3 protein-coding genes are annotated in these 14463 nt (G+C 62.5%); all 3 read left to right on the plus strand.

Annotation, left to right across the window (positions count from 1 at the left end):
- Nucleotides 1-4 precede the first annotated feature (4 nt).
- The 3 genes from ALQ04_RS02155 to ALQ04_RS02165 are packed head-to-tail and all read left to right on the plus strand — an operon-like array spanning nt 5 to nt 14459.
- Nucleotides 5-9025, plus strand: coding sequence for a non-ribosomal peptide synthetase (locus ALQ04_RS02155; RefSeq protein ID WP_183142086.1), 9021 nt, complete (start codon nt 5-7; stop codon nt 9023-9025).
- Entirely contained in the window at nt 9022-12810 is a 3789-nt protein-coding gene (locus tag ALQ04_RS02160) for a non-ribosomal peptide synthetase (RefSeq protein ID WP_122314214.1), read from the plus strand. The genes ALQ04_RS02155 and ALQ04_RS02160 overlap by 4 nt, the downstream gene beginning before the upstream one ends.
- Nucleotides 12807-14459, plus strand: a complete 1653-nt coding sequence (locus ALQ04_RS02165; RefSeq protein ID WP_122314216.1) for a cyclic peptide export ABC transporter — start codon at nt 12807-12809, stop codon at nt 14457-14459. The genes ALQ04_RS02160 and ALQ04_RS02165 overlap by 4 nt, the downstream gene beginning before the upstream one ends.
- Nucleotides 14460-14463 lie beyond the last annotated feature (4 nt).

The raw sequence follows: 14463 nt of genomic DNA on the forward strand, positions 1-14463 counted from the left end.
TGCGATGACGCAACAAGCGTTCCTGGAAATTGCGCAGCGACTGGCTTCCTTGCCTGCGGACAAGAAAAAGATCTTCCGTCAGCGTCTGGCCGAGAAGGGCATCGATAGCTGGCGTCTGCCGATCGTGCCCGCGGTGCCTGGCGAAGGTCAGAGCCTGCCGTTGGCCCAGGCGCAGCGCCGCTTTCTCTCGGCAGAAGCCCTGAGCAGCCGGGCGCTCTACAACCTGTGCTCGGTGCTGCGTTTCGACCGCGACCTGGATGGTCAGCGTCTGCAACAGGCCATGCAGCAATTGACCGATCGCCACCAGATTCTGCGCACCCGTTACAGCACCGATGCCCAGGGGCAGTTGCAGCCGCATTGCGAAGCCTTGCAAGTGCCGCTGCCAAAGGTACAGCCGCTGACCCTGGATGCATCTGAGTACGAGCAATGGTGTGCCGACGAGTATGCGCGCCAGCTCGCCGAACCCTTTGATCTGGCGCAATCGGCGCCGTGGCGCTGGCAGGCGTTCAGTGATGCGCAAGGGCAGTCGACCTGGCTGTTTTTCACCATTCACCACGTGGCCTACGATGCCTGGTCGGCCCAGCAACTCACGCTGGAACTGGCCGAAGCCTACCGCGCGCTCGCCGTGGGTGAGCCCGCCCGGCAACCGGAACTGAGCATTCAGTACGCCGACTATGCCGCCTGGGAACAGGAATGGCTGGACAGCGACAATTGCCAGCAACAGATCGATTTCTGGCGCACTCAACTGGACGATGCACCCGCGGCATTGTCCTTGCCACTGGATCGGCCCCGGCCCGCAGCCACGCAACGGCGCCACAGCGGCGCGGTGCTGGCCCGGGAGTTGCCGACGGAGCTGACCGCTGCGGTCGAAGCCGCGATTCGCAAGCACGGGGTAACGCTGTACATCTACGGCCTGACTGCATTCAGTTGCCTGCTGTCGCGCTACAGCGGTGAGAACGACTTGTGCCTGGGTACTTCGGCAGCCCAGCGTGATCGTCCGGAACTGGTGCCCTTGATCGGCCCGTTGCTCAACACCCTGGTGATTCGCCAACGGCTGCAAGACAACCCGGATTTCGCCAGCGCCTTATTGCGCACCCGCGACACGGTTGCGGGAGCCTTCGATCATCAGTTGCTGCCGTTCGAGAATGTCCTCGAAAGTCTTCAAGGTTCACGCTCCAACCCGTTGTTTCAAGTGATGTTTGTCCAGGTTGACCTGCCTGCAAGTCGTACCCTTGAATTGCCCGGTGTCGCTGTCGAAGTGCTCGACCCGCCGCAGCGCCATGCACGCTTCGACCTGACGCTGCGCATGGTGCGTACTGCCGATTCGCGTCTGCGCTGCGAACTGGAATACAGCGACGAGTTGTTCGATGCAGCCACCGTTGAGCAGATGCTCGACGACTTGCTGGCAATTTTCCGCGAGGCTTCCAGCCATCCCCAGCGTCGTCTGGGTGAGTTGCAACTGGTTTCGGCGTCGAGCGAGCTGCGCGGTTCGGCGCTGGGTTTGAACCCGGTGCCGCTGGACCAGCAAGTGCAGCACTGGGCAACCCATACACCGAACGCGACAGCCTTGTGCAGCGTCGGGCAGCGCATCGACTACGCCACTCTTGGCGCGGCTTCGTGCGTGCTGGCCAAGCGTCTGGCCGGGCAGGGGGTTGCTCCGGGCCAAGTCGTCGCGCTGTGCATGCCGCGTTGCGCCGAACAATTGCTGGCGACCCTGGCCTGCTGGCAGCGCGGTGCGGTCTGCCTGTTTCTCGATCCGGCCCAACCGCCGCAGCGGCTTGCGCAGTTAGTGCAGGACAGCGGCGCGAGCCTGTTGCTGGCCCTGGACGAAGCGCCGCAAACCGGTATCGATATTGCGCGTCTGGTGCTGGGCGCAGCCGACTGGTCGCTTGACGGCAGCGTTGAACTGACCGAAAGCCTCAGTCAGCCGCAACTGCCGGCTTATCTGATCTATACCTCGGGTTCCACCGGCCAGCCCAAAGGCGTGCTGGTCACCCATGCCAACCTGGCGCATTACGCGAACGCTGTCGGCCAACGCTTGCAGGCAAAACCGGGCAGCCGCTGGGCGACGCTGGCGACCGTGGCTGCGGATCTGGGCCTGACCTGCGTATTCGCCGCCCTGAATGCTGGCGATTCATTGGTACTGCCACCCGCGTCGCTGACGTTCGATCCACCGGGCTGGGCCGACTTCCTCGACGAACAGCCTGTGGACTGCCTGAAAATCGCACCTTCGCATCTGCGCGGTTTGCTGGCCCTGGACGATGCCCGTCGCGTGCTGCCCAGAGAGGTTCTGATTCTTGGCGGCGAGGGCTTCGATCAGGCCTTGTTCGCACGGGTGCGGGAACTGGTACCACAACTGCGCATCTTCAACCACTACGGCCCTTCGGAAACCACTGTCGGGGTGATCTGTGGCGAAATCCACAGCCTCGACGACCTTGAAGCGGGCCAGTACCTGCCATTGGGCCAGCCGCTGGCCGACGCCGAGTTGCGCATCGTCGATGGTAATGGCGTTAGCGTGCCCGTCGGTGTCGCCGGTGAGCTGTTGATCGCCGGCCCCCAGGTTGCCCAGGGTTACCTCGGGCAGCCGCAACTGACCGAGCACGCATTCGGTTCGACGAGCGCAGGGCAACGTTTTTACCGTAGCGGCGACCGGGTTCGTCTGCAACGCAACGGGCATCTGGTATTTCTCGGACGGCAGGACGATCAGGTCAAGATTCGTGGTTTCCGGGTCGAGCCGGGCGAGGTCAGTGCCTGGCTCACTGCCCAGCCTCAGGTGCGCGAAGGCGCGGTACTGGCCGCGGAGGTCAAGGGGCGCATGCAATTACTGGCCTACCTGAGCCCGTCCCTGAGCTCCGAGACTCTGGCAGAACTGCAAGCCGAAGCTAAACGTCAGTTGCCGGAGCATATGCTGCCCGCGCATTGGTTCACGCTGGATACGCTGCCGCTGACCGCCAATGGCAAGCTGGATCGCCGGGCCTTGCCTGAGCCCGCTGAAGGTGAGCCGTCCGGCGAATCCACTCAGCCGCCGCTGGGCGATACGGAGCAGCGCCTGGCACAACTGTGGTGTCAGGTGCTGGGTTGCGCGCAGGTCGGACGCAACGATGATTTCTTTGCGCTGGGCGGCGATTCGATTCTCAGCCTGCAACTGATCGGCATGGCTTCGCGGCAAGGGCTCAAGCTGCAACCGCGGGATGTGCTGAAAAATCCGACCCTGGCCGACATGGCGCTGTGTGTCGACTGTCGTATGCAGCCAGCCTTGCTTAGCGTTCTCACGGCCTTCCGCGAGTTGCTTGAGCAACCGGAACTCGGGCCGGATGCCGATTTCTTTGCCGCAGGTGGCGACTCGATCCTCAGCCTGCAACTGATCGCTCGTTTGCGCCAGGCCCAATTACGCCTTATGCCACGGCAACTGTTGGAACACCCGACGCCCCGGCAACTGGTTGGCGTACTGAAACCTGTAGCCGCACCGGCTGCCGCCGCGCCAGAGCCCGTACAGGTTGAAGAACAACGGCAACCCTTGTCCCACGCCCAGCAACGGGTGTGGTTCATGCAGCAGCTCGACCCGGCGGAAACGGCGTACAACGTCACCCAGTTGCTGGCCCTGCGCGGCAATCTGGATCTGGCTCGACTGCAACGCACTTGCCAGACACTGGTCCAGCGCCATGAAGCATTGCGCTGCCGCTTCCATGAAGAGCAAGGCCAGGTCTGGCAACGTCTGGACGAGAGCGGCGCGCCGATCTTCAATGTGCATGACCTCAGTGGTCTGGACGAGTCGGAGCAACAGGCAGCGATTGCCAGGGCGGCGAGACGTGCCTTTGATCTGGTGAACGGGCCATTGCTGGCCATCGATGTGTTTGGTGTGGCGCCCGACGATTACCGTCTGCTGTTCAATGTCCATCACATTGCCGTCGATGGCTGGTCCATGGGCCTGCTGGTCCAGGACTTTGCCCTTATCTATCAGGATCAGCCAACGCCTGCGCCAAGCGGCCTGTTGCCACTGATCCAGGAGCAACGCCAGCACCTGGAAGGCGAGCATGGCCAGCAATTACTCGACTACTGGCAACAACGCCTGCAAGGTCTGGGCAACGAACCTCTGGAACTGCCCGACCACAATCTGCGCCCGGCGGTGCAGGCCTACGCCGGTGCCCGTGACGAGTTTGTCCTGCCCGCCTCATTGAGTGCAGCTGTCGACGCCCAGGCCAGAGCGCTGGGTGTCACGCCATTCGTGATGTATTTTGCCGCGTATCAATTGTTGCTCTGGCGACATGCCGGGCGCACGGATTTTGCCATCGGCCTGCCGGTAGCCGGACGTGAGTCGGCAGCGGGTCAGGCGCTGGTCGGCCTGTTCGTCAACACCCTGGCGCATCGGGTGCAGATCGATGCCCGGCAAAGCCTGCAAGCCTTTATCAAAAGCCTGAGCGGGCAACTGGCCGACGATCTGGCTCATCAGCAGTTGCCGTTCGAGCAACTGCTGGACAAGCTGGATTTCGAGCGTCATCTGGATCGCACCCCGGTGTTCCAGAACCTGTTCAACTATCAGATCGACCACGGCGATTTGCGCAGCTTCAGCCTGCCGGGCGTCAGCGTGGAGTCGCTGGCATTGCCGGACGGCGTGGTCAGCGCCAAGTTCGACCTGACTTTCAACCTGTTCACTCAGGGCCGTGGTGCCGAGGCCAGTACCCGGCTGATTGTCGAGTACGCGACTGCACTGCTGAGCTCCGGCACCACCCGGCGGCTGGCGGAGGATTACCAGGGATTGCTCGCCAGCCTGACCCGACTCGACCTTGAGCAGCGTCTGCTGGAAGTGCCGCTAAACTCGGTTGCTGCCCTGGACACGGCGGGCAAGGCCATGGACTTGCCTTGCGAGGCGGACTTCGTGACTCGCTTTGAAGTGCAGGCCGCGGTCAATCCCGAGCGCGTCGCGGTGTATTGCGCGGATCGTCGCCTGAGCTATGCAGAACTGGATGCCCAGGCCAATCGCCTGGCCCATTGGCTGCAGGCGCAAGGTGTCGGTCACGAGTCGACGGTTGCTTTCTGCCTGCCACGGGATGAAAGGCTGCTGGTGTGCATGCTGGGCATTCAGAAGGCCGGCGCCTTGTATCTGCCCCTCGACCCTGGCCATCCGGCGGCACGTCAGGCACAGATTCTCGTTCGGGCACGCCCGCAACTGCTGCTTTGCGATGCGCGGGCCGCGGATTTGCCCGAATCACTGGATTGCTGGCTGTGGGCCGATCTGCCGCTGTCGCAGTTCCCGACACAGGCTCCGGCGTTGGGCACAGACCTGCAGCAACTGGCTTATACGCTCTATACCTCGGGTTCCACCGGGCAACCCAAGGGTGTGCAGATCAGTCGTGGCAACTTCGCCAACTTCCTGCTGGCCATGGAGCAGGCGTTGCCACTGGACAACGTGCAGCGCTATCTGGCCCTGACCACTGTCACTTTCGACATTTGCGGTCTGGAGCTGTGCCTGCCGCTGGTGCGCGGCGGCACTGTGGTGCTGGCCGACGATGAACAGCGTCAGGATCCCGTGCTGCTCGCGCAACTGATCAAGGACCAGGCTGTGGATCTGATCCAGGCCACGCCAGCTACCTGGGCGATGCTGTTGCAGGGTGATCGCCAGGTGCTGTCCGGGCGTGTGGCGCTGGCCGGTGGTGAAGCACTGGCGGCAGAAATGGCCAGTGAATTGCGCCAGTGCGTGGCGCAACTGGTCAACGTTTACGGCCCGACCGAAACCACGGTGTGGTCGACCCAGACGCCCATCGATGAACTGCAACTGGCGGTCGCGCCGATTGGCAGGCCGTTGCTCAACACCCGTTGCCACGTTCTCGACGAGCATTTGTGCGAAGTGCCGACCGGTTGCGTCGGCGAGCTTTATATCGCTGGCGAAGGCCTGGCCCGAGGTTATGCCGGGCAGCCTGGCCTGACCGCCGAGCGCTTCATTGCCGATCCGTTCAGTGTCGATGGCGGGCGCTTGTACCGCACCGGCGATCTTGCGCGCTGGCAGCCCGACGGGCAGCTGTATTACCTGGGCCGCACGGACGATCAGATCAAACTGCGCGGCTTCCGTATCGAGCTGGGCGAAATCGAGGCAGTGCTGCTCAGTCATCCGAAAGTATTGCAGGCGGTGGTGGCCGTACAAGGCGAGCATCTGGCAGCTTTCTGGGTAGCAGAAACAGAGAGCCCGCCCGATACAACAGAGATCCGCGATTACCTGCAAGCACGCTTGCCGGTCTACATGCTGCCGACGCATCTGCAGGCGCTGGAGCAGTTGCCGCTCAACACCAACGGCAAGGTGGATCGCAAACAGTTGCCACGCCTGCAACTGGACGTTGCCACTGCCAGCGCCGAACAGCGTCCGCTGTCGGCCAGCGAAAGCATGCTGGCCGATGTCTGGGCTGCTGTGTTGAAACGGCAACAGATTCCTGCCGATGGGCATTTCTTCCAGTTGGGCGGGCATTCGCTGATGGCCGCTCAGGTGCGCGGACGTTTGCGTGAGCAGGGCTTTGAAGTGCCGTTGCGCTGGTTGTTTGAAACTCCGGTACTGGCTGAACTCGCAGCGCGAATCGAAGGCCTGGCGCAGCATCTGGACCTCGGCGCGCTGAACATTGCGCATGTCGATCAGCAACTGGATCAGCCCTTGTCGTCGGCACAGCAGCGAGTCTGGCTGATGCAACAGCTGGATCTGACCGACAGCAGCTTCAACATGAGCAGCAACGTACGCTTGCGCGGTGAACTGGACAGCCAGGCGCTGCAACGTTCATTGCAACGCCTGGTAAGCCGCCATGCGATTCTGCGCACCACTTATCAGCAACAGGCAGGCGAATTGCGTCAACGGATTCACCAGCAACTGGCGGTAGAGCTGCAAGTACAGGAGTCGAGCGAAGCACAGTGGCCGAGCCAGGCCCGCGAGATTGCGCTGCGACCTTTCGACCTGGGCAGCGAGGCGCCATTGCGGGCGGTGCTGTACCGGATTGATCAGCAGGAGCATGTGCTGCAACTGGTCATGCATCATATTGCCTCCGATGGCTGGTCCGGCGCGGTGCTGGTCGATGAGCTGATTCAAGGCTACGAAGCCTACAGTGCCGGTTTGCAGCCGACACAGGGCGAGCTGCCGATCCAGTACGTCGACTACGCGGTCTGGCAAGGTTCGCCTGCCGTGCAACTGCGTCAGCGTGAAGGTCTGGATTTCTGGCGCCGTACCCTGGCCGGGATTCCGGCCCAGGTGCCATTGCCATTCGATTTTCCGCGTCCGGAGCGTGATACCGGCACTGGCGCGGCGCTGGACTTCCAGTTGTCGGCCAGTACGGTCGAGCGCCTGAAAGCCTTTGCCCGGGACAGCGGCACGTCACCGTTCATGTTGTTGCTGACCTGCTATGCCGCGGTGCTGCAACGCGAGACACAAGGCCGTGATCTGGTCATCGGCACTGACGTAGCGAACCGCGATCATCCAGCCACCGAATCGCTGATCGGCTTCTTCGTCAACCTGCTGGCCCTGCGGATCCGCCTGCAACCGGAGTTGAGCTTCCGCGAGCAGGCGCTGCAAGTACGGGAGATCTGCCTGCAGGCCTTCGCCTGGCAGGACACACCATTCGAGCGGGTCGTCGAGTGCCTGGAACTGCCGCGGGTGGCCAATCTGCATCCGCTGTTGCAGACCCTGTTTGTCCTCGACAACACGCCGCGTCAGCAGCGCCGGCTGGGCAATCTGCAGGTCGAGCCGCTGACCGGCGAGCAGCATCACTCCAAGTTCGACATGGCGCTGTTCGCCAGCGAAGACGGTGATGCCATCAGCCTGCGCTGGGTGTATCGCACCAGCCTGTTCCGACAGGCCACGGTCGAGCGCCTGCGCGATGCTTTCGAGACGCTGCTGGGCATGGCCCTCGGCGCACCTGACAACCCTATCGATACCTTGATTCCGACTGTAAAGGGAGCTGCAGCAATGTCCACGGACAACCCGGTGCAACGCAAGATGAGCAAACTGGGCAAGATGCGCCAGAGCGGTTCGCCCATCGCTCGCGAGCCCATCGAAGCCCGGCCGCTGCGCGAAGGCTCGAAATTCCCGCTGCTGGTCACCTTGCGGGATCGTGAGCTGGCACCGGCCATCTGGGCCGAAGCCAACCGTGACAAGGTCGAGAACTGGCTGCGCGAGCATGGCGGGATTCTCTTCCGTGGCTTCGATCTGCCGACCCCGGTCGATTTCGAGACTTTTTGCCAGGCCCTGTGCCCGCAGCTGTATGGCCAGTATGGCGACTTGCCGAAGAAGGAAGGCGGCAAGAACATCTACAAGTCCACGCCATACCCCAAGGACCGGATGATCCTGTTCCACAACGAGAGCGCGCATCAGCATCGCTGGCCGCGCCGCCAGTGGTTCTACTGTGAGATCCCGGCCACTTCCGGCGGCGCGACGCCGATTGTCGACAGCCGCGAGGTCTACCGGGAGCTGCCGGCCTGGCTGCAGGCGAACCTGCGCCGCAAGCAACTGATGTATGTGCGCAATTTCAGCACCAGCCTGGACGTCAGCTGGCAGCATTTCTTCCAGACCGAAGATCGCGCCGAGGTCGAGCGTATCTGCCGGGAGAGCAATATCCAGTTCGAGTGGCGCGGTGCCAACGACCTGCATACCCGTCAGGTATGCCCGGCGGTGATCCTGCATCCGTTAACCGGAGAGGAAAGCTTCTTCAACCAGATCCAGCTGTACCATCCGGCCTTTCTCGATGCCGATATCCGCGAGCAGTTCTTGCGTGATGGCGAGGCGAACATGCCAAGGCAGGTGTTCTACGGTGACGGCTCGGAGCTTGAAGAAAGCGCCATCGAGGCGATAAACGCCGCCTACGACCGTTGTGCAGTGCGCTTCGACTGGCAGCAGGGCGATGTGGTGATGCTCGACAACATGCTGGCGGCGCACGCCCGTGATCCATTCGATGGCGAGCGCAAGATTGTGGTGGCCATGGGCGAGATCTATGGCCGTGATCAGGTAATGGCTGCCCCGGCGCAGACCGAAGAGTCTCACGCAGAGTTGAACCCATGATGGATCTTGGATTAACGCTTTCACCGCAACAGAAACAGCTGGCCCAGGCCAATCCACAGGCCTGGCGCTGGGTACGCATGCAACTGGCGGGTGTTGCCGCCAGCGTGATCGAGCAACGCCTGCGCGTCTGTCTGCAGCGACATGAAGCCCTGCGCCTGCGCTATGAGCGTCCGCTGGGTGCAACCGGTCTGCGGCAGCGTGTTGCCCAGGCTCATGAAGTGCGTCTGGACTGGCATCAGGCGCAGGCCAGCGACGGCCATGATGCACAGCAGTGGCTGGAGCAGGCACAACAGCAGTGCCGCACGCAGCAACCGGACGTGCTGGCCTGGCTGCTCGACGATTGCCTGCTGCTGGCTGTGCCGGTCTATTCGCTGGACCCGCGCAGCCTGGTTCAGTTGCGCGCCGAATTGCTGGGGCAGGGCGCGGCACTGGAAGCCGAGCCCATGCAGTACGGCGAATATGTCGAGTGGATCAACGGCCTGCAACTGGACGAGGATGCCGAGCAGGGCGCGCAGTTCTGGCGCAATCTGGCCTTGCAGGACGTGCCGGGCATGCGCCTGATCGAACGTTATGGCATCGCCAGTGGCAGCCATGCCGTGGTTGCGCAGGAACTGGCGCAGACACTGCCGATGGCATTGACCGCGCTGGCCGAGCGCGAAGGTGTGAACGTCGAGCAACTGGTCCTCGCCGCATGGGGTTCGCTGCTGGGCAGGCTCAACGGCCAGGTTCATGGCCAACTGGGCTTGCAGCACGATCCTCGCGATAACTATGAGGAATTACAGGGCGCTTACGGCGTATTCGAGCAGACCTTGCCGATGGTGGTGCAGATCTCCGAGCACAGCACCTTGAGCAACCTGGCCCGGCAACTGGAGCGACAGCTGGAAAACGCCGTCGAGTGGCAGGAATATGTCGGCCAGGCGCAGCTGTTGCCGGAATGGCGCGCCAGTTTCCAGAGCGGACTGCGGGTCGTGCATGCTGCGCAGTTGCATGGCGTGCAGGTACTGTCCTTCGATACGCCGGTAGAGCTGCAAGTACAGTTGACTCTCGATGCCCAGGGCAATGGGCAACTGGCGCTGGCTTATGATCGCGGCGTGTACCGCACTGAGCAGATGCAGATGTTGCTCAAGCGCTTTGGCCACTGGCTGGAACAACTGGTCCAGTCGCCCAATGGGCTGATCAATGCTTTCGACCCACGTTTGCCCGAAGAAATGCAGGCAATGTCGGTGCGCCCGGAACTGGAAGCGGATCTGGATATTGTCGCCTGCTTGCGCGCGCACGCCCGGGCCCAACCGGATCGCCCGGCGCTGCGCTATGCCGGGCAGACCTTTTCCTACGCCGAACTCGATGTCTTGAGCGACCGGGTTGCCGGCAGCCTGCATCAGGCCGGGGTCGGACGCGAACAACTAGTCGGTCTGTATCTGCCACGTGGCGCAGAAATGCTGGTGGCGATGCTGGGCTGCTTCAAGGTCGGTGCGGCTTATCTGCCGCTGGATCCGCAACAGCCACCGCTGCGCCTGGCCGGGATTCTCGATGATGCCCGTCCGGCATTGCTGCTGCATATGGACGGCCTGTTGCCGGAAACCGCGATCACCATGCTGCGCTGGTCAGAAGCCAGTAACGGCCCGCTATTCGACACGCCGCTGTCGGCCGCGGCACAGGACCTGGCCTATGTGCTCTACACCTCGGGCACCAGCGGCAAGCCGAAAGGCGTGCAGATCGAGCAGGGCCAGTTGCGGCATTACGCCACGCAAGTGACCCGGGCGCTGCAATTGCCCGAAGGCGGACATTACGGGCTGGTTTCCTCGTTGCTGGCCGATCTGGGCAATACCGTGCTGTTCCCGGCCTGGCTGCAGGGCGGTTGCGTGCATGTGCTGGAGCAGTCGACTGTGACCGATGCCCAGGCATTTGCCGCAGAGCTTGAGCGCCATCCACTGGACGTATTGAAGATCGTCCCTTCGCATCTTGAAGCTCTGATGGGCGAGCAGGCTGCAGAGCGGATTCTGCCGCGCAAGGTACTGGTGCTGGGCGGCGAACCCATCGGGGAGCATTTGCTGACGCGACTGACACAAGTGCAACCGGCCTGCCGTCTGTACAACCATTACGGCCCCACCGAAACCACGGTGGGTGTGCTGTGGCAAGCCATTGATCTTGAGCAGGGCGTGGCGGGTACTGCCCTGAGCCAGGTGCTGGGCGACAACTGCATCCAGTTGCTCGACGAACAACAACGGCCGGTGCCCGCTGGGCAGGCCGCAGAGTTGTGTATCAGTGGCGCCAGCGTCGGCCGTGGTTATGTCGGCGATGTCGGCAGCCATGCCTTTGCTGTCGATTCGCTCAGTGGCCGTCGCCTGTATCGCAGCGGCGATCTGGCCTTGCGCCAGGCCGATGGCGCGCTGCGCATTCTTGGCCGCAATGATCAGCAAGTGAAAATTCGCGGGTTTCGCCTGGAACTGGCGGAAGTCGAACAGGCCATGCTGGCCCAGCCGGGGATTCAGCAGGCGGCGGTCCTGCTGGACGGGCAGGGTGATCAGGCGCGCCTGCTGGCCTTTGTGGTCAAGGACGACGCCGGGTCCGAGAGCACCGAGCAACTGCGTACCAGCCTGGCCCGTCAGTTGCCGGACTACATGCTGCCCAGCGGTATCTTCGCCCTGAAGGCCCTGCCATTGAACAGTAATGGCAAGCTGGACCGCAAAAACCTGCTGGAGCGTGCCCGACAGCGCCTGCAAAACAGCCGTGTGGCGCCGGTCGGTGAGCTGGAAAGCGCTATTCTGGCTATCTGGTGCGAAGTGCTGGGTGTCGACGATCTGGGTGTGACCGACAACTTCTTCACGGTTGGCGGTCACTCGCTGGCGGCGATCAAGGTCATCTCGCTGCTGCGTGAGCGACTGGCACTCAACCTGCCGACCAACCTGCTGTTCGAGCGCCATACCGTGCGTGAACTGGTGCGTGGCCTGGGCAGCAGCGACAGCGACGGGGCCTGGAAAGTCTTGAACGACGCGGATGAAAACGCGCCAGCCTTGCTGCTGGTGCATGGCGCGCAAGGGCATCTGCAGGCCTATCAGCCACTGGTGGACAATCTGCGCAGTGAAGTCGCGGTCTTCGGCCTGGCTGCCGTGCAGCAAGGCTGGGACGAGGATGACATGAGCGCGCTGTTGCAGCAGTACGTGGCGAGCATTCCCGCTCAGTTGAAGCAGCGCCCGCTGGTACTGCTCGGCTGGAGCCTGGCGTCGCGCCTGGCCCTGCTGCTGGTGCCGCATCTGCAAGCCAGCGGCTTCAATGTTGCCGGACTGGTGGTCGTGGATCACGACGCCCAGCGCAGTCTGGCCGGAGAGGGCGACGATGCCGGACAGCTGCTTGCCGACTTTGCCTTCTATTGCCGCAGCCACGCGCAACCACTTGGCGAATCGCTGCGCGAGCGCCTGACCGGACTGCTGGCCGGTCATGACTATGCCGAAGGCGTCACCCGCCTGCTCGACGATGTCCAGGTGCGGGCGCATCTGCAATGGGAAGCGGCCGATGCCGATCTGCTTGCGCTGCTTGGGCAATATCGCTCGATCAAGACCCGTCTGTATGAACAGACACTGCCCAGTGTCGATGTGCCGGTCTGGTTGTGGCGCGGCAATGCCCATGGTGACTTGCGCGCCCAGTGGCAAGCCCATACGCGGCAGGCTGTTCGCCAGTGGACACTGGACGTGAGCCATCAGCAGATACTCGGCGAGCCGCAACTGGCCGAAAACCTGCTGCCTTTATTGTTGGAAACCTCTGCCAAGGCGGTATCGGCGTCATGATTCTATTGAAAGAACTGCTGCATAACGCTCGGTGGCGCATTTTTCTTGCGGTGCTGAGCAGTGCCTTGAGTGCGGCGGCCAGTATCGGCCTGATCGGCTACATCAATCGCAGTCTGGAACAGGGTCCTGGCAACATCGGCCAGGCCTTGCTGGTTTTCGCCGGCCTGCTGGTGCTGTTGTTTATCAGCGGCGTGACCTCGCAGTGGCTGCTGGTGCAGATCGGTCACCGGCTGGTCTACCAGTTGCGCCTGCGTCTGGTGGGCAAGGTGCTGGGTACGGCCCTGGAGCGCATCGAGCGCCTGGGCAGCCCGCGCATCTACAACGCGCTGACCAAGGACGTGACCACCGTCGCCACGGCGTTCAAGCAACTGCCGATTTCCCTGTACAACGGCTTGCTGCTACTGGCAGGTCTGGCGTACATGGCCTGGCTGAGCCTGCCGTTCTTTTTCCTGACCCTGGCGGTGATTGCTTTCGGGGTCGCCCTCGATGTGTTGCTGGGCCGCAAGGTCAAGACCTTGATGCAGGCTGTCCGTCAGCAGGATGATCAGTTGACCGAGCAGTTCGAGGCGGCCATTCATGGGCGTTGCGAACTGGGCCTGAGCCGTGAACGTCGGCACCAGCTTTATCAGCACAAGCTTGAGCCGATTGCACGGGCTTCGCTGGATGCTTCGGTGCGGGCAGATACCCTGTGGGCGATCAACCTCAACTGGACGACCCTGCTGGTATTCGTGTTGATCGGCACGCTGTTCTTCCTGGGGCAGGGGCTGGGCTGGCTGAACCAGCAGGTGGTGGTGGGTTATGTGCTGGCGATCATGTTCCTGCGCACACCGATCTCGATGATTCTCGACGCCATTCCTGCGGTAATTCGCGGTCATGTCGCCTTGCAGGCCATCGATGCCCTGGCATTGGGCGAAACGGTACAGTTCAAGGCCCCGGAGCAGGCGGCACAAGCCTTCAGCGAGTTGCGCCTGTCGAACGTGGCTTACCGTTATCCGGGACAGAATGACGAGTTTGCGTTCGAGTTGGGACCCATCGATCTGTCGATTCGCCGTGGCGAGCTGATTTTCATTGTTGGCGGCAATGGCAGTGGCAAGTCGACCCTTGCCAAGCTGCTGACCGGGCTCTACGTGCCGACCTCGGGACAGGTTTCACTCAATGGTGTGGTGCTCGATGCGGCCACCAGCGAATGGCACCGGGAGCATTTCGCGGCCATCTTTGCCGACTTCTATCTGTTCGCCGATGTGCTCGGCGAAGCGGGTAATCATGAAGGGCTTGAGGCACGGGTGGATCATTACCTCGAACGTCTGGGCCTGGCTCATAAAGTCGAGTTCGCTGCCGGGCGACTGTCGACCACTGCCTTGTCCATGGGCCAGCGCAAGCGCCTTGCGCTGTTGATGCTGATGATGGAGGGCCGGGAAGTGTTCCTGCTGGACGAGTGGGCGGCGGATCAGGATCCGGTATTCCGGCATGTGTTCTACAACGACCTGCTGCCCGAACTGAAAGCGGCCGGCAAGACGGTGATTGCCATCACCCACGATGACCGTTATTTCGATGTTGCCGACCGGGTCTATCGCCTCGACTACGGCCATCTGGTGGACTACGACCGGGAAACGGAAAACCCCTTTCAGCTAGCAGGGCAGGGTTTATAGACGG

The organism is Pseudomonas cichorii, from assembly GCF_003700275.1.
Classification (GTDB): Bacteria; Pseudomonadota; Gammaproteobacteria; order Pseudomonadales; family Pseudomonadaceae; genus Aquipseudomonas; species Aquipseudomonas cichorii_B.

Excerpts from the sequence above, each read along its gene's own strand:
- ALQ04_RS02155 (WP_183142086.1), top strand. The coding sequence starts at position 5 with ATGACGCAACAAGCGTTCCTGGAAATTGCGCAGCGACTGGCTTCCTTG.
- ALQ04_RS02160 (WP_122314214.1), top strand. The coding sequence starts at position 9,022 with ATGATGGATCTTGGATTAACGCTTTCACCGCAACAGAAACAGCTGGCC.
- ALQ04_RS02165 (WP_122314216.1), top strand. The coding sequence starts at position 12,807 with ATGATTCTATTGAAAGAACTGCTGCATAACGCTCGGTGGCGCATTTTT.